General features: G+C 44.3%; 17 protein-coding genes and 1 rRNA gene. 13 read left to right on the forward strand and 5 right to left on the reverse strand.

All coding sequences use genetic code 11. The annotated features are described in order from the left end of the window. Positions 1-73 precede the first annotated feature (73 nt). The 6 genes from L0660_RS17705 to cysM all read left to right on the forward strand — a co-directional run bounded on the left by L0660_RS17705 (position 74) and on the right by cysM (position 6,871). The gene (locus L0660_RS17705; protein WP_235160579.1) at positions 74-1,465 is read left to right on the forward strand and encodes a hypothetical protein; all 1,392 of its coding nucleotides are present in this window, start codon (positions 74-76) and stop codon (positions 1,463-1,465) included. Between the two features lie 29 nt (positions 1,466-1,494). Next, on the forward strand, positions 1,495-2,004 hold the full coding sequence (locus tag L0660_RS17710; RefSeq protein WP_235160580.1) for a GNAT family N-acetyltransferase: 510 nt from the start codon (positions 1,495-1,497) through the stop codon (positions 2,002-2,004). Positions 2,005-2,145: 141 nt separating this feature from the next. Then, complete coding sequence (locus L0660_RS17715) at positions 2,146-3,861, forward strand: AMP-binding protein (protein WP_235160581.1); 1,716 nt, start codon at positions 2,146-2,148, stop codon at positions 3,859-3,861. 108 nt (positions 3,862-3,969) lie between these two features. Then, entirely contained in the window at positions 3,970-4,701 is a 732-nt protein-coding gene (locus L0660_RS17720) for an alpha/beta fold hydrolase (RefSeq protein WP_235160582.1), read from the forward strand. Positions 4,702-4,783: 82 nt separating this feature from the next. After that, positions 4,784-5,992 carry a S9 family peptidase gene (locus L0660_RS17725; RefSeq protein ID WP_235160583.1) on the forward strand — a complete coding sequence of 403 codons (1,209 nt, stop codon included), beginning with the start codon at positions 4,784-4,786 and terminating at the stop codon, positions 5,990-5,992. Between the two features lie 6 nt (positions 5,993-5,998). Continuing rightward, the gene (gene cysM, locus L0660_RS17730) at positions 5,999-6,871 is read left to right on the forward strand and encodes a cysteine synthase CysM (protein ID WP_235160584.1); all 873 of its coding nucleotides are present in this window, start codon (positions 5,999-6,001) and stop codon (positions 6,869-6,871) included. A 76-nt stretch (positions 6,872-6,947) separates the two neighbouring features. Here the strand turns inward: cysM and L0660_RS17735 are convergent, their stop codons facing one another. After that, complete coding sequence (locus L0660_RS17735; protein ID WP_235160585.1) at positions 6,948-7,367, reverse strand: cytochrome B; 420 nt, start codon at positions 7,365-7,367, stop codon at positions 6,948-6,950. Between the two features lie 106 nt (positions 7,368-7,473). On the opposite strand from L0660_RS17735, the gene L0660_RS17740 reads away from it, so the two are divergent. The 3 genes from L0660_RS17740 to L0660_RS17750 all read left to right on the forward strand — a co-directional run bounded on the left by L0660_RS17740 (position 7,474) and on the right by L0660_RS17750 (position 8,926). Beyond that, positions 7,474-7,776, forward strand: a complete 303-nt coding sequence (locus tag L0660_RS17740) for a DUF4286 family protein (protein ID WP_233797576.1) — start codon at positions 7,474-7,476, stop codon at positions 7,774-7,776. A gap of 227 nt (positions 7,777-8,003) precedes the next feature. Next, positions 8,004-8,381, forward strand: coding sequence for a ribosome hibernation-promoting factor, HPF/YfiA family (gene hpf / locus L0660_RS17745; protein ID WP_026628748.1), 378 nt, complete (start codon positions 8,004-8,006; stop codon positions 8,379-8,381). Between the two features lie 131 nt (positions 8,382-8,512). After that, the gene (locus tag L0660_RS17750) at positions 8,513-8,926 is read left to right on the forward strand and encodes a MaoC family dehydratase (protein WP_235160586.1); all 414 of its coding nucleotides are present in this window, start codon (positions 8,513-8,515) and stop codon (positions 8,924-8,926) included. Positions 8,927-8,981: 55 nt separating this feature from the next. On the opposite strand, the gene L0660_RS17755 is transcribed toward L0660_RS17750, so the two are convergent. After that, positions 8,982-9,161, reverse strand: coding sequence for a hypothetical protein (locus L0660_RS17755; RefSeq protein ID WP_026628750.1), 180 nt, complete (start codon positions 9,159-9,161; stop codon positions 8,982-8,984). Positions 9,162-9,414: 253 nt separating this feature from the next. Continuing rightward, positions 9,415-10,686 carry a pyridoxal phosphate-dependent aminotransferase family protein gene (locus L0660_RS17760; protein WP_233797578.1) on the reverse strand — a complete coding sequence of 424 codons (1,272 nt, stop codon included), beginning with the start codon at positions 10,684-10,686 and terminating at the stop codon, positions 9,415-9,417. A 250-nt stretch (positions 10,687-10,936) separates the two neighbouring features. Between L0660_RS17760 and L0660_RS17765 the strand changes: the two genes are divergently transcribed. The 4 genes from L0660_RS17765 to L0660_RS17780 all read left to right on the forward strand — a co-directional run bounded on the left by L0660_RS17765 (position 10,937) and on the right by L0660_RS17780 (position 15,512). Next, positions 10,937-12,442, forward strand: a complete 1,506-nt coding sequence (locus tag L0660_RS17765) for an acetyl/propionyl/methylcrotonyl-CoA carboxylase subunit alpha (protein WP_235160587.1) — start codon at positions 10,937-10,939, stop codon at positions 12,440-12,442. A gap of 194 nt (positions 12,443-12,636) precedes the next feature. Continuing rightward, positions 12,637-13,686 (forward strand): tRNA preQ1(34) S-adenosylmethionine ribosyltransferase-isomerase QueA, encoded by a 1,050-nt coding sequence (gene queA, locus L0660_RS17770; protein ID WP_026632829.1) that lies wholly within the window; start codon positions 12,637-12,639, stop codon positions 13,684-13,686. An 82-nt stretch (positions 13,687-13,768) separates the two neighbouring features. Next, positions 13,769-14,434: a 2-C-methyl-D-erythritol 4-phosphate cytidylyltransferase gene (locus L0660_RS17775; RefSeq protein WP_235160588.1), complete on the forward strand. Its 666-nt coding sequence runs from the start codon at positions 13,769-13,771 to the stop codon at positions 14,432-14,434. A gap of 1 nt (position 14,435) precedes the next feature. Continuing rightward, positions 14,436-15,512: a winged helix DNA-binding domain-containing protein gene (locus L0660_RS17780; RefSeq protein ID WP_235160589.1), complete on the forward strand. Its 1,077-nt coding sequence runs from the start codon at positions 14,436-14,438 to the stop codon at positions 15,510-15,512. On the opposite strand, the gene L0660_RS17785 is transcribed toward L0660_RS17780, so the two are convergent. Together L0660_RS17785 and rrf are read right to left on the reverse strand one after the other, a co-directional pair. Next, positions 15,509-16,654: an acyltransferase family protein gene (locus L0660_RS17785; protein ID WP_235160590.1), complete on the reverse strand. Its 1,146-nt coding sequence runs from the start codon at positions 16,652-16,654 to the stop codon at positions 15,509-15,511. The genes L0660_RS17780 and L0660_RS17785 overlap by 4 nt on opposite strands. 537 nt (positions 16,655-17,191) lie before the next feature. Continuing rightward, a 5S ribosomal RNA gene (gene rrf, locus L0660_RS17790) occupies positions 17,192-17,297 on the reverse strand; the annotation flags it as partial.

Raw genomic sequence — 17,297 nt, forward strand, 5'->3', positions numbered from 1 at the left:
CAGGCACAGCTTTTTCGAAGTAATGTGCTGATAATTAGAAAATTGATTTCGATCATACAAAATACGAAACGTCATGAACGAGCAGAATCCAAACCAGGGCGGCGACTTCCAGCACGGATATTCCAGCGGAATCGAAGGCATTGACCGCCAGGTATATGAGGCCTATCTGTCCAGCAATGTGAACCACGACTGGGTTATTGATAGAATTAACACCAAAAGAGAAGAACTTTCTTCGGTCAAAAATAAGCAGCAGGAAACCATCAGGCAGCATAAAACTGCTTACGACAAACTGCAAAATGAAGTGATGGGCCTTAATAATGCTGCCAAAAAAGTGCAGGACAGCGAGAAGTCCATAGCTGAAATTGACTCTATAACCGAGGAATTGAGGGAAAAACGTGCGAGCAAGGCGCCATCCTACTCCTTAGTTGCCGGACTTATATTTCTGGCAGCGGGGATATCCTTCATTGCGGGTGACCTGATCATTTCCCACGAGATCGTGGCCTACGCCTTGAATATCCGTAACTCCAACGAAGCCTGGGCATTTGCGATCGGTTTGGCCATGCTTTCCATCCTGTTGAAGCCAGCCTATGACCGGTTGGTAGAAGAACCTTATCACAAAAATGAAACGCCCAAAGCGAGGTCACGTTATGCCGGATTTAAACTGGTGCTTTCCATTTTTGCGATTGTTACCCTGATCATTTTAGGTTGGTTCCGTTATGAAGCCTACCGGACAGATAAGCTGAAAGAAGCGATCAATAAATCGGTTAAAAACCTGCAATTGAATGCTGTTGACCCACTTACGGGTGCGCCGGTGAACAGTCCTGAGTTGACGAATAAGATCGAAGAAGCGCTTCGTAATTCGGATCAGCTAAATCTGGATCTGGTTAATAGTCCCTGGGCGTTGCTTTCCTTCGTCATGAGTGGTGTGCTTTTTGCGATTGCCGGTGCCGTCTCGCTGGGTATGGCATTGCCTGTCTTGCAGGGTTTCTGGTATAGATGGCTGCAAATTGACCCAAAACTTTGGCGTTTAAGACGCAGAAGAAAACGCATTCTCAAACAAATGGAGCCATTACAGGAAACGCTAACCGCACATTTGACACAGAAAAGTATTTTGGAGAATGATATTGCGGTCATGCCTGCCCTGGAAGAATTGAAACAAGAAGAAGCCAAGATCAAAGCGGAGATAGAAAGCCTGGAAGCAGAGCGGAAACAAACATTAACCGACACACGTGTACATTCATACGGAGACGGTTATGCGCATGGTCAGGTGAGCCGGGATGTGATGGGCGAAGAGGAATATGATGCATGGAGAAACAGCCATTTAACCGTTTCCAACCTGGCATTACGCGCCAAATCCAATGCCTCGGCAGACCGCGCAGTTCCCCGTTCACGCGCTACGGGAATGCGCCCACACCAGGCAATCCGGAAAGCAATAACAGACCGGTTTGACGAAAACAACTCATAATGTTCTAAATTGGGGGTTAAATTATTGATATGATTCTAACCCCCAATTTAAGGATTGTACCCTGCGACGATACGCTTTTTGACGCCATACGCATGGGTAATAACACATTAGCACGCGTAATGGGTGTGAATGTCCCTAAAAAGTGGACCGAGTTCCGGGATACTTTTACGCCATCTTACCATCGCTGGAAAGCCCACCCTCCTTTACGGGACTGGTGGGTTTATTTGGTTATACACATGCCTGACAACATGCTGATTGGCTCCTGCGGCTACAAAGGCGAACCGGATGCAAGCGGAATGGTCGAAATTGGTTATGAGATCATGCCTTCACACCGTTTGAAAGGTCTGGGATTGGAAATTGCAAAAGGGCTTACCGAACATGCATTTGCACAACCCGGCGTTCATAAGATACTGGCGCATACATTAAGGGAGGAAAATGCATCTGTGAAAATCCTGGAAAAAATCGGTTTTAAGCAAACTGAGGATATTAACGATCCCGACGAAGGGCCGCTGTGGCGTTGGGAACTGGCACGAAAATAATTCCTGGGAGGCTTTTGCGTTATCATTGAGAATTATTGTTTTTCAAAAAATTAATTGGACACGATCAATAATTTTCTTTTGTTATTGATTACCTTGATTTTTGGAAACGCACCTATTCCGAACCCTTTTCCTTTTTGAATTATGATCGCTATATCTAAGGAAACCTATACGTGGCTGAAAAATTATCCCGAAGGAATTCCCTACGAAATAAACCCTGACGCCTACGTTTCCCTTGTTGACATGATGGAAACGACATTCCGCGACAATGCGGACAAGCCTGCTTACACCAATATGGACAAGCAGCTAACGTTTGGCGAAGTCGATGTTTTGTCCAGAAATTTCGCGGCCTATCTGCAAGGACTTGGCCTGGTTCAGGGCGACCGCATTGCTATCCAAATGCCAAATCTGCTGCAATATCCGGTGGCCATGATGGGTGCGTTAAGGGCAGGATTGATCATTGTGAATACGAATCCGCTGTATACGCCGCGTGAGATGCAGCATCAGTTCAAGGATTCAGGCGCCAAAGCGGTTGTGATCCTGGCGAATTTTGCCATGAACCTGGAAAAAATTGTTGCTAACACCAACATTCAGCACGTAATCATCACCGAGATCGGGGATCTTTTGGGATTTCCTAAAAAGCTGATCGTCAATGTTGTTGTAAAATATGTGAAGAAGATGGTGCCGAAATACAACCTTCCGGACGCTGTCTCTTTTACCAAAGCATTGTCCATAGGCGCGGGGCGCGAATATAAAAGGCCAAACATTTCAGGGATTGACATTGCATTTATCCAATATACGGGTGGAACAACAGGCGTTTCAAAAGGCGCAATGCTCACCCATCGCAACCTGATCGCCAATGTAGAGGGAATCAATGAATGGCTGATGTCTAAAATGAGACGTTCGCCAGCCACAGGCCAGCTTACCATTGTTGGAGCATTGCCATTGTATCACGTTTTTGCATTGACCATTAACGGCTTGTGCGGCATTAAATGGGGTGCGCTCAATATCCTGATCACCAATCCAAAGGACCTTCCGGCATTTGTGAAGGAATTGAAAAAATTCCGTTTTCACATTTTTCCGGGCCTTAATACATTGTTTAACGGGCTTCTCAACAACCCCGATTTCAGTTCCGTTGATTTTTCTGAACTTAAAATAACCATTGCCGGCGGCATGGCGCTGCAAAAAGTAGTTGCCGAGCGCTGGGAAAAAGTAACCGGCTGTCCGCTCGTAGAGGGATACGGCTTATCCGAAACGTCTCCGGTGCTTTCTGTAAATCCATTGGATGACCATCATAAGCCAGGCACAATAGGACTTCCCTTTCCGAGCACGGAAATGCGTATCCTGAAAGATGACGAAACCTGGGCAGCCGTTGGTGAGAAAGGCGAGATTTGTGCCAGAGGACCACAGATTATGCTGGGCTATTACAACCGCCCCGACGAAACTGTAAAAGTGATATTTGAAGACGAAAGTGGTAGATGGTTCAAAACGGGTGACATTGGTTATGAAGACGCAGATGGTTTTTTCAAAATCGTGGACCGTAAAAAAGATATGATCCTGGTTTCCGGGTTTAATGTGTATCCTAATGAGATTGAAGATGTGGTTGCGCAATGTCCGGGTGTTATGGAAGTTGCGTGTGTAGGCGTTCCTGATGAGAAGTCGGGTGAGCTTGTAAAAATATATGTGGTGAAGAAAGATCCTGCGCTTACGGAAGAAAAAGTGAAGGCCTTTTGCAAGGAAAATTTAACGGGCTATAAGATCCCGCGCCAGATAGAATTCCGAAATGAATTGCCAAAAACGAATGTTGGAAAAATCCTGAGAAGGGCACTGCGGGAGGAAGAATTGGCCAAAGCGAAATAGCGGATATCTGGTATTATTTCACAATTCCTTCATTTCAAAAAGCCCGTAAAGCGCAAGGTTTATGTATATTTAGCCAAACAAGTTCTCAACCTTGAAAAGCAAATCTATATGAATCTACACCGTAAAACTCTGGTATTGCTGCATGGACATGGCATAGATGATACGATTTGGGATAACCTTGATGCCGCGCTTAATAATGATTTTACAATAGTAAGGCCTAATATTTCCCTGTTCACATTCTGCCAGTCCGTTGAAGATTATGCAGATGAATTGCATCGGTTCCTGACCAATGCCAACATTACAAAGTGCGTGCTGATCGGCCATTCGATGGGCGGTTACATTGCCCTCGCATTTGCAGACAAATACCTGGACATGCTCGAAGGTTTCGGGTTATTCCACTCCACTGCCTATGCCGATGACGAGGCAAAAAAACACCAGCGCAACCAGACCATCGATCTTCTTAAAAATCATGGAACGGAAGCATTTGTTAAAAACACGGCTGGAAATCTTTTTGGGGAAAGATATAAAGAACTTTACCCTGAGAGGATTAAGGAACACATCAACCATTTTGGCAAACTTCCCGCGGAAGCGCTTATTGCAGGCATTGCAGCCATGCGTAACCGGCCAGACCGCACAGCGGTGCTCACACGCATGACGTTCCCGGTTTTGCTCATTATTGGTATGCAGGATAAGCTCATTCCTTTTGAAAGCGTAATCACATTGTCGGAATTCCCCAGACAGAGCTATCCATTTATCCTTGCAGAAGCAGGGCATATGGGAATGGTAGAGCGGCCCGATGCCACGGCGCGTATGATCAACTGGTATATGGGAAAAATTTAAGTCAGAAATTTATCCATTTCACGATCTAAAAAAGGTCATCGTTCGTTATCTAAACTTGAACGATGACCTTTTCTTTAAGAATATGCAAAAATTTACGATCGTAGTGTTTCAGAGGAGGTTATCCTTCCTGCTTGTGTGGAGTTTGTTGCTGCTTTACTCCTGCAAAGACGACAAACCACTGCCTGTGGACCCGCCGGTTGAGAATAAATATCTCACTGAAAGCACGGTTATCACCGAAATGACCAAAGAACAGGTGATCGAGAAAGCCGGTGACCTCAGACCATTGGTATCTGCATATGTCAAAAACGGCATTAAGGTTTTTAAAATCACTTACAAGACAAAGAATACGGACGGAACGGACATTATGGCTTCCGGCGCATTGATTTTACCGTCGACGCCCAATCCCGCTTCTATGATCAGCGTTCAGCACGGCACGATCCGCGACGACGCATCTGCACCTTCCAATTTCAAGGACGGGGCCGAAGCAGCTTCCTTCGGGGCATTATTTGGCTCAATGGGATACATTATTGCTTACCCGGATTACATTGGTTACGGCGCCTCCAAAGATCTTCCGCATCCATACGAACACAGGGCGAGCCTGGCCTCAGCTTCACTGGATATGCTGCGCGCCGCAAAGGAATTTGTGAAAGCGCAAAAAGATGTGAAATGGGATGAGAAACTGTATGTCGCAGGTTATAGCGAAGGCGGTTACGCAACGATGGCGCTCCATAAGATGATTGAAGAAGAAGCGGCTGGTGAATTTGACCTTCGTGCTGCCAGCTGCGGCGCGGGTGCTTATGATAAAACGGCGTTCATGAAGCACATTATCAATACAAAAACGCACGGAATTGCTTCCTATAATGCACTTTACACCTGGGTGTTGTTAACCTATGACCGCATTTATAAACTGAACCGCCCGGCTTCCTACTATTTTAAAGAACCGTTTGCGACTAATATTACAGCAAACGGGATTTCTGCACCGATTGGGCAAAGCTTTGATTCCGCTTTGAATGAAAGCTTCAAAACAGATTTGAATGATGGCAAGGATGAGAAGTTTATTGAGGCCATTGCAGATAATGATGTTTACAACTGGAAACCCAAAGCACCTGTCCAGCTATATCACGGCGATAAGGACGAACTTGTTTTTTACTTCAATTCGGTAAAAGCATATGATACAATGAAAGGAATGGGTGCCAATGTGACAATAACACCGGTGCCGGGCGGCACGCATAGCAGTTCCATATCGTCATTCCTGATTGGAACGCTCGCATTTTTTACCTCTACAAAATAACATTACATGTTTTCACTTCTTGATCTGGTTGGTAACACCCCTCTTATTGAATTAAAAAAGATCAATCCCAATCCGGACGTAAAAATTTATGGTAAGCTGGAAGGCAACAATCCGGGCGGCAGCGTCAAGGACCGTGCAGCATTCAGTATGATAAAAGGCGCGATGGATCGCGGTGAAGTAACTTCCGGCACCAAGTTGATTGAGGCCACCAGTGGAAATACAGGCATTGCCCTGGCAATGATAGCACGGCTGTTTGATCTTGAAATAGAGCTTATTATGCCTCAAAGCTCAACAAAGGAACGTGTGCTGACGATGGAAGCCTATGGTGCAAAAGTTGTACTTTCGGAAACAATGGAGAGCGCGCGGGACATTGCGGAGGAGAAAGCAGCTGCTGGTGGTTATTTTATGCTGAACCAGTTTGCAAACGAGGATAACTGGAAAGCACATTATAGGACCACAGGGCCAGAAATTTATAAGGACACCAACCAATCCGTGACCCATTTCGTGTCTTCTATGGGCACTACCGGCACTATTATGGGTGTTTCGCGCTATTTGAAGGAACAAAATCCGAACATTCAGATTGTAGGCTGCCAGCCTACCGACGGTTCGAGCATTCCCGGCATCAGGAAATGGCCGGTCGAATATCTTCCCAAAATATTTGAAAGAGAACGTGTTGACCGCGTAATTGAGGTTACACAGGATGATGCGGTGCTCACCACGCGTAAACTGGCAAGAGAAGAAGCTGTTTTTGCCGGAATGAGCAGCGGAGGCTCAACCTGGGCAGCCATTGAACTTGCCAAAGAATTGAAGGAAGGCGTGATCGTTTGTATCATTTGCGACCGCGGCGATCGCTATTTGTCAAGCGATTTGTTTGGCTAAAAAGAAAGGCTTTTCAAATTCCTGAGACTATGCTACCGGATTTGAAAAGCCTTTAATTAAAACTTGATGACGCGGATCAGAACCAGCCGGAGCCAAGGTTTCTGAAAGGCCATGGAATAGCCACAAGAATGATAATAAGGCCCATTGTGTAAAAGTAGAGCACTGTTCTGTGCTTGGCAGCGCCGGTCAGCTTTTTCGATCTGATTCTTCCGACGGTGATCAGCACAATGGCGATCAACATCATGAATATGTGCTCGATTGAATAAAAACGAAACACTTTCTCGCTGATCAGGTCAAAATTCACTTTTGCGCTCATGGTATAAAGGATCAGTCCAAGCAGCAGCTGCGTGTGAGTTGCAATGAATGCGAACAGATAGACTTTGCTATCGCCCTGAGATCCTTTCTGCCAATTGGAATAAGCCGTGAAAATCGCTGCAATCAAAAGTACCAACACTACATAACGGAGGCCTGAGTGGGCACGTATAAGCGCGTTCATATCAAATCAGTTTATGGTGAATAAGTAAAATTATGCAAATGTAACGCTCAACCGAGCATTATGCTTGATATTTGCACAACAAAAAGTCCCGATAATTAAAAATATCATGATCATATTTAACATTACAGTCAACATTAGTTATGCCGCCGAAAAGGATTGGCTTGATTTCATGAAGACAGTCCACATCCCCGAAATCCTGGCGACAAAACTGCCGCTTGAGTGTAAACTTTTCCGCTTGCTCACCGAGATAGAAAACGAAGGTTCGACTTACACCACGCAGTTTTCGTTCCGGACCATGGAAGATTTCCTTGCTTACCAAACCGGCTTTCAGGCCGACTTGCAGGAGCGCCACCATGCGCTTTTTAATGGTCAATATGTATCTTTTCGGACACTTTTGGAGGAAGCATGACGCTTTCCATCCCCACTTTTGAGGTAAAATAAATATATTTAAAAACAACCCGGTTTACTTGACATTACCCTATTATTTCCTTTTATTTAATATACCATTAAGATCAAAAATGGTGTTTGGGGAGCGATTTGAAATTGGGTGGAGAGGATCGAAACTTGTATTGGCGGCCCCGGCATACATGTTGACAGGATGGTTTAAAATATGTTTTACCTTAAAACAAAGTGCTTATGAGACTGCAAATGCAAGCAATTCATTTTGACGCCGATCCTAAGTTGTTGAGCTTCATTCAACAAAAGCTAGATAAACTTGATACCTTTTATGACCGGATTACTAGCGGAGAGGTGTTTTTGAAATTGGATAAAAGTGACAATGCCAAGTTACAGACCAAACTTCTTGAGGTTAAGCTTTATGTTCCGGGAGGAACCATGTTTGTGAGAGAGCAAGGGACGACGTTCGAGGAAGCAACTGATTTAGCAATAGATACATTGAAAATGCAGGTTAAAAAGTTTAAAGACAAACGTAACAATGCCAGGGCACCGAAGATTATTGAAGGTGTAGCATTAGAAGACGGCGTTACGCTCATAACGGAGGAAACTGAAGAGTAACAACATATATTATAAGCAAGAGAAGCCGCCCCGGTCCGGGACGGCTTCTCTTGCTTTAAGGCAAACGCGTTTGTTTGCAACAATCGGATAATTGAGCGAATTTAGATTTTTGTTAATATAAAAGCGATTTTATGAATATTGAACCTGTTGTGGATAGTAGTTTCGAACAGCCATTTCGTCTGACCCAGGAAGAAGTTCAGCGGTTTGCGGATCTTACCGGTGATAACAACCCCATTCACCTGGATGCGGAATATGCTGCAACGACCTCATTTAAAAAGCCTATCATTCATGGCATGCTGGGCGCCACCATTTTCACAAAAGTGCTGGGAACACAATTTCCAGGCTTTGGATCTATTTACCTGAAACAAACATTAGAATTCCTGCGCCCTATGTTCGTTGAGACGGACTACAAAGCCGTTTTCACGATCAAAACCATTAATCCGGAAAAGCACATTGCTGAGATATCCACTGAGATTGTGGATGCGATAACCAAAAAAGTGGTGACGCGTGGTGTGGCTACAATGATCAATACAGAAAAGTTCTAAAGATAAAAGCCCGGACAGGACTGCCCGGGCTTTTATATCATTTATCCTTCTCAGATTATTCTGCAGTATTCTTCTTATTTTGAACTTCGGCACGGATATCCTGAGCCAACGTTTTAAGGTCTTGCATTCCTTTACGTACACGTGTTCCAGCAGCCTGGTTGCCTTTGTCATAAAACTTATCGAAATCGCCTTCCAGTGAAAGGATCAGATCTTTAACTTCATCAAATCTTGCCATGTTTGTGTTTGTTTTTTAGTTTCAAAATGCCTTTTACACGCTAAAAACGCATGTTTTGACCGAAATTTAGTAATTAAAAGCATTTCCGCAACCCAAAAAACAAAAAAAAACACTTCTAAAATGCAATTAATTATTTGCAAACACCTAAATATCTTAAAATCAGACATTTAGTAATTATTAAATTTTCAAAATAAAAATAAAAAAAAGAGGGCTTTTGTGAAAAAAGCCCTCAGAAAGCGAAATATGCCGATTTTTACTCGATAACCTCTTGAACGTCCTCAACCTGGTAAACCCTGTTTTTCAGTTTGTCCGCCAGCGTCGTGAACGCATTTAATGTATATTCCACATCATCCAATGTATGCGCAGCAGTTGGAATAATGCGCAGCATGATCTGACCTTTCGGCACAACCGGATACACGACGATAGAGCAGAAAACGCCCATATTCTCGCGAAGGTCACGCACCATGCGCGTTACTTCCGGCACGCCGCCTTCACTGTGAAGGAAAACCGGAGTAACCGGCGATTCTGTTTCACCAATGTTAAAACCTCGTCCCCTTAGTCCGTCCTGCATAGCCTTAACATTCTCCCAAAGTTTCGCGCGAAGCTCCGGCATTGTCTTGATCATTTGAAGACGCTTGCGGCAACCTTCTACGTATGGCATCGGAAGCGCTTTCGCATATGTCTGCGAGCGCATGTTATATTTCAGGAACATGATAATTTCGGGATCGTCAGAAGCGATAAAAGCGCCAATTGCGGCCATCGATTTCGCAAATGTTGAGAAGTAAAGATCAACCTCTTTCTGAACGCCCAAAAGCTCTCCTACGCCTGCGCCGGTTTCGCCCATTGTGCCAAATCCGTGAGCATCATCCACAAGCAGACGGAAATCATACTTCTTCTTTAATTCCACAATCGCTTTCAGATCGCCAACTTTACCAGACATGCCAAAAACGCCTTCGGTAATAACAAGCACACCGCCACCTTTCTCGTTGGCCAGTTTCGTAGCACGGATCAGGTTCTTTTCAAGGCTAGCCATATCATTATGGTTGAACTTGTAGTATTCACCTAATTTGGCCTTGTGCAAGCGAATTCCGTCGATGAGGCAGGCATGTGATTCCGCATCGTAAACAATCACGTCACGGTGGTCACAGATACACTCGATCGCCGACATGACGCCCTGATATCCGTAATTCAGAAGAAATGCGTCTTTTTTGCCTACAAACTCAGCAAGTTCTTTTTCAAAAGTCTCGTGAAGCTCGGAATTTCCCGACATCATTCTGGCTCCCATTGGATAGGCAAGTCCCCATTTGGCAGTCGCTTCCGTATCAGCTTGTCTGATTTCCGGATGATTAGCCAGCCCCAAATAATTGTTCAAGCTCCAATTTAACACCTCACGGCCCATAAATCTCATGCGCGGCCCCAGGTCTCCTTCCAACATTGGGAAAGAAAAGTAATGGTGGCTGTTCAGCATTTTGGCCGGTGTCCCGATAGGGCCGGAGTTGTTGCGTAATTTCTCAAAAATATCCACTCGCTTTTATTTTATGTGGGTAACCAATTGATATAAATGTTAGATAAATGCAAAATTAACAAAATTTGCGCTTACTTTAATACAATCCAGCCCCTGGCCTTGATTGTAATTTAGTAAAATAACAAAAATCGTGCGCTAACTGACATCATAAAATCGGGTATTCTCCCACCAAATAAAAAATCCTGGCATTTCTATTAAGAATGCTTTTGTTATCTTACAATCATTGATTGCAATAATCCCGTCTATCTGAATGTCATCAATCAAAAAAATACTGGTTGCCAATCGTGGCGAGATTGCATTGCGCATCATGCGTACGGCGAGAGAAATGAACATTGCGACGGTTGCTGTTTTTAGTGAGGCGGACAGGAAGTCTCCGCACGTGCGTTATGCGGATGAGGCGGTTTGCATTGGACCTCCATCGTCCTCAGAATCTTATTTGAGAGGTGATAAAATAATTCAGGTCTGCCGGGAGCTTCATGTAGACGCCATACATCCCGGCTATGGCTTTTTATCCGAAAATGCCGGCTTTGCTCAAATGGTGAGAGAAGCAGGAATTATTTTCATAGGCCCATCGCCTGAGGCAATCGAGATCATGGGCAGTAAGCTGGCCGCAAAGCAGGCAGCCCGCCGATACAACATCCCTATGGTGCCTGGCACAGAGACAGCCATAACCGATCGCATAGAAGCCAAAACGAGAGCGCGGGAAATTGGTTATCCTATTTTGATCAAAGCTTCTGCTGGTGGCGGTGGAAAAGGCATGCGGGTGGTTGATAACGAAAGTGATTTTGACGAACAAATGGACCGGGCCGTTAGCGAAGCGCAAACTTCTTTTGGCGATGGTTCTGTATTTATTGAAAAATACATTACTTCCCCCAAACACATTGAAATTCAAATTTTAGGCGATCAGCATGGCAACATTATCCATTTGTTTGAGCGCGAATGCTCCATTCAGCGCCGGCATCAGAAAGTAATCGAAGAAGCCCCTTCTATATCAATCACAAATGAAACCAGAGTAGAAATGGGCCGCTGTGCCATTGATGTGGCCAAATCATGCGGATATTATGGAGCCGGGACGGTTGAGTTTATTCTGGACGAGCAGGGAAATTTCTATTTTCTGGAAATGAACACGCGCCTCCAGGTGGAACACCCTGTAACGGAACAGATTACGGGTGTTGATTTGGTAAAACAAATGATCTTCATTGCAGAAGGAAAGCCTTTGACATTGAAACAAAGCGACCTTGCGATCAAAGGCCACGCGATAGAAGTGCGCGTTTATGCGGAAGACGCCACCAATAATTTTCTTCCCGACGTGGGAACATTACATACATATATTAAGCCGGATGGGAATGGCGTCAGGGTTGATGATGGGTTCGAACAGGGCATGGACATTCCGATCTATTACGACCCGATGATCGCAAAGCTTATCACTTACGGTGCAGACCGTGAAGAAACCATTCAGAAAATGATCCGGGCCATTGACGAATACCAGATTTCGGGCGTGCAAACCACGCTGCCTTTCTGCAAATTTGTGATGAACCATCCTGTATTCAGATCGGGGAATTTTGATACGAACTTTGTAATAAATCATTTCCAGCCCCAAATGCTGACGGAGGAAATTAGCAGCGACTCTGCCCGGCTAGCGGCCATCATCAGTGCGCATCTGTTGCAGAAAACGCAGTCTGATACTGACTTGAATAATGCTTCTGAAAATAAAAAAGCTTCTCTATGGAAGCTCCGCCGCATGCACAATCTTTAACGGATGCCTTTCTTGCATTTTCCCGGGAAATTGCCTACTTTTGCGGTCTTAATTTTTTGGAATGTTGGATTGCATAAAAATTACAGAATTTGGAATAACTATGCAAGTAATCCAGCCCTCAACATTTCTTTCATAAGAAGTACACTATTGCCTTATTTGGCTCACGACTAAAGAAATTCACAGAATATTCAGCTATGAAGCTATCCGAATTTAAGTTTGATCTTCCCCAGAGTTTAATTGCACTTCATCCTTCAGACCGCGGCGAATCCCGCCTTATGGTTGTTCATCGTAAAACAGGAGAAATAGAACATAAAACCTTTGCAGACCTTATCAATTATTTTGACGACGGGGATGTAATGGCCATTAATGATACAAAAGTTTTTCCGGCCCGTCTGTTTGGTCAAAAGGAAAAAACGGGTGCAAAAATTGAAGTGTTCCTTTTGCGCGAACTGAACCGTGAAATGCGTCTTTGGGACGTTCTGGTTGATCCTGCGCGTAAAATCCGTGTTGGTAACAAGCTTTATTTTGGAGACAGTGACCTGGTTGCTGAGGTGATCGACAATACAACTTCACGTGGCCGTACGATCCGTTTTCTTTATGACGGTGACAACGACGCGTTCATGAAACTTGTTGACGAATTGGGTGAGACGCCGCTTCCTCCGGAAATTATTTCCAGACGTAAAGTTGAAACATCTGACAGAGAACGTTTCCAGACCATTTTTGCTGAACACGTTGGCGCAGTTGCAGCCCCTACGGCTGGAATGCATTTTACGAAGGCGATCATGAAGCGTTTAGAGATTAAAGGTGTCAATTTTGCGCCTGTAACCTTGCATGTTGGGCTTGGCACATTCCGGACTGTGGATGTGGAAGATCTCACGAAACACAAGACAGATTCTGAAAATTATAGAATTACACAAAGCAGCGCCGACATTGTCAACGCAGCCATTGATAACAAAAAACGCATTTGCGCAGTTGGTACGACTTCATTGAAAGCGGTCGAATCTTCTGTTTCTGCGAGCGGACATTTGAAAGCAGTTGAAGGCTGGACAGACAGGTTTGTGTTTCCTCCTTACGATTTCAAAATCGCGACTGCGTTGCTATCTAACTTTCAGCTTCCTGAGTCCATTTTATTGATGTCGGCTTGTGCATTTGGAGGTTTTGATCTGGTTATGAAGGCTTACGACCTTGCGATCAAGGAGAAATATAAGTTTTTCACCTACGGCGACGCGATGCTGATTATTTAAGGTTTAAATAAAATTCAAGATGGTCATTTGTGGTCAAGGATTTGATTTCCTGATACATAAATGACCATTTTTTTTGACTGCTATGCAAGAATATGTCATTATAGTTGCCGGAGGAAGTGGAAGCCGCATGAAAAGCGAGCTTCCCAAACAGTTTTTGAAAATCAATGGTCTGCCAATCCTGATGCATACCATTCACGCATTCAGGAAATATTCTGATGCACTGCAAATCGTTTTGGTTCTTCCTGCTGAGCAGATGATATTCTGGAAAAAGCTTTGTGAAGAACATTCATTTCAAATTGCATGCACATTAGTTGCCGGCGGTGATTCCCGCTTTGCATCTGTAAAAAACGGGCTGGACAGCATTCAAGATCATGAAGGATTGGTTGCGGTGCATGATGGCGTAAGGCCCGTTATCAGTAAAGAAATTATCGCCGCAGGTTTCGTAAAAGCCGCTGAGCAAGGCAGCGCGGTTACCAGTGTTCCGCTCAAAGATTCAATTAGAAAAGTTGAAGAAAACGGGAAAAACCTGGCTGTGGACAGAACCGCATTTCAACTGATCCAGACACCTCAAACATTTCGCCTGGATTGGATGCAGCAAGCATTCGCAGTAGATTACAATGAGCAATTTACAGATTGCGCCAGTGTCTTGGAGGCCGCAGGCTATCCGATTCATCTGATTCCAGGTGCTTATGAAAATATAAAGATTACAACACCGGAAGATTTGCGGTGGGCCGAAATATATCTTTGATATGACCATCAACGAAATCATATTACTGCGTCTTTATAATCAACAAATTTCCCATAATCCGTCGAGCACACCGGAGGAAGTCGTGGCGTGGATGGGCGCTATACAAGCGCAGGACTATGCGGGCGCGAAATGGTCGCTCGGTTTGAGGCTGCCAAAAAGTACGGAATCAGACATTGATAATGCTATTGCGCGGAAGGCGATCATTCGGACGTGGCCTATGCGGGGAACCTTGCATTTCGTTGCTGCTGATGATGTGAGGTGGTTGCTCAAATTACTGACGCCCCGAATAATTGCAGGGTCAGCCGGTCGGCACCGGCAATTGGAATTGGATGAGGCAGCGTTTAAAAGAAGCGAGGAACTGCTATTTAGTGCATTGGAAGGCGGAAAGCAACTGATGCGGAGCGAAGTATATGCCATTTTAGAGCATTCGGGTATTGCAACGGCAAATCAGCGCGGCATGCATATCATTAATTATCTTGCTCAAAAGCAGGTTTTATGCCACGGTGTGCACAATGAAAAGCAACCAACATATGTGCTGCTGGACGAATGGGTTCCTGATTCCAAGCATTTGGAACCAGATGAAGCATTGGCAGAACTGGCATTGCGCTATTTCAGAAGCCATGGACCGGCTACGCTCAATGATTTTGTCTGGTGGTCTGGGTTGAAGATTTCCGACGCACGAACAGGTTTAAATTCAGTTTCATCGGCTCTTAAAATGATTGAGTGCGAAGGAAGAACTTATTGGACAGGACCTGAACATCCTGAAATGAGCTCTATCCCTTCAACATTTTTACTACCAGGTTTTGATGAGTATATGCTGGGCTACACGGATAGAACGCCGATCCTGGCAGCTCAATATGCAGGTAGAATCGTTCCTGGAAACAACGGAATGTTTATGCCAACCATTGTATCGGATGGGCAAGTGATAGGCCTTTGGAAGCGAATTTTAAAGAAGGACAAGATTTCAGTAGAAGCTATGCCTTTTGAGAAAGTCAGTAAGGCCAAAATTAAATCTATCGCGACAGCAGCTAAGAAATATGGTAAATATCTTGGCAAAAGCGTCTCGCTTGCTGACTAGACTTTTACAAAGATTTTATGTCTGTAAAGAAAATAGAGGAAAAACCAGACGATCACAAACCCTCCTAATGCATTAAATACTTCATGCCATTTTTCTGGCGAATACTTATAAATCCCTTCAAAGAGAAGTTTCGAGGATGCATTGAAGTCGATAAACCGGACTGCCAGATAAATTACAAGAGAGTTCATTCCTATCACCTGGAAGAAAAAAGCCCACTTTTTACAGCCTTTTACATCTATGATCCAGTAAAATATAGCCAGTAAAGTGAAAGCCATTCCGGAGGTAAGCATGATGAATGAGCTGGACCAGAGGTGTTTGTTTATTGGAAAAGCTAAATTCCAAATTAAGCCGGAGACAATTCCTACAATTCCGCAGAAGAAAAGCTGCATAAGCTTGGTTCTGGCAATGTGGCTGCGCAGCAGGATGTCACCGGCAATGGTCCCGAATAACGTCAGACAAATAGATGGAAATTGTGTCAGTAGTGCGAGCTCATCATAAGTGCCTTGTTTCAGTTTGCCTGGCATAAAGTTCCGGTCAAACCAGCCAACAAGGTTGCCTTCGAACGAAAGGTCTCCCGCTCCGTAACCGGGCACCGGAATGAATATCAACGCCAAGTAATACAGAATAAGCGTCGAGATTGCAATCCAAATTCTATTGGTAAAGGAGAAATTCAGGTAAAAAATAGCCCCAATGAATGTAGCCAGGCCTATCCTTCCTAAAACACTTCCATAGCGAATCTGCGCGGGATCAAATAAATCGATTGGGGCATTTTTATCGAGGATACCAAGCGCGATCAATATCAACATTCGTTTGAATGTCTTTCTCAAAATTTCCGACTGGGAGATTCCTTTTGCTAGTGCTCCCGTTACACTAAACGCCAGCGATGTGCCCGCTAAAAACAGGAATAGGGGAAAGATAAAATCATAAAATGTAAATCCGTGCCATTCGGGATGTATGAATTGCGCTGAAATTGCGTCTACGGCATTAATACCCGTTTTACCACCCAATAGGAAAATAAAAGCACCGCCTCCGGAAATCATAAGCATGTCAAAGCCGCGGAGCGCATCCATTGAAGCAAGTCTTTTGACATTGCCCAATTCCTTCTTACTTGATGCCGTTACGTTGGCCGAAGCAGTCTCCATAGTTCTGATGTTAGCACTAATTAAAAAGCCGCACGCTTTGACTTTTTACTTAAAACGCTGCTTATCAGATTTCTTTCAAGATTTTTCAAACACAAATTTTCCTCATATGAAAGACTTAATGGATGACTTCGGTTGCATGCGGGCGTCTTACGCCGGGTTGGTAGTACGCTCACAGTGGGAATAACAAAATCTGATCGACAAACCGCACTACTATCTCTTTATCATGTGTATCTCAACAAGCAGTCAGCCAACTATATGCTGATAGATCCATGCATTATTCCCAAAACCGATGTGTTTGAGTTATATATGGTAGTGATTCGGCCACTTACGAAGGCGTATATGAATGTGGGTTTGGGCAAACCACGGAATTCGAACTGAGAGTCGTCAGTAATTTAGTCAAGAAAGCCAAGAAGACGCAAGATTTAAAGACATCAAACACATAGGAGGGACGAGTATTTTGATTGTTCAATTGTGAGTCTAAGCTAAAAGCTAAAGCACAAAAAAAGACCATCCTTATGAGATGGTCTTTGAATGGTATTGTGGCGGCTACCTACTTTACCAGGTTTGATCCAAGTATCATCGGCGGTTCTGGGCTTAACTTCTCTGTTCGGGATGGGAAGAGGTGAACACCAGGCCAATAGCC

This window comes from Dyadobacter sp. CY351 (assembly GCF_021502625.1).
GTDB lineage: Bacteria > Bacteroidota > Bacteroidia > Cytophagales > Spirosomataceae > Dyadobacter > Dyadobacter chenhuakuii.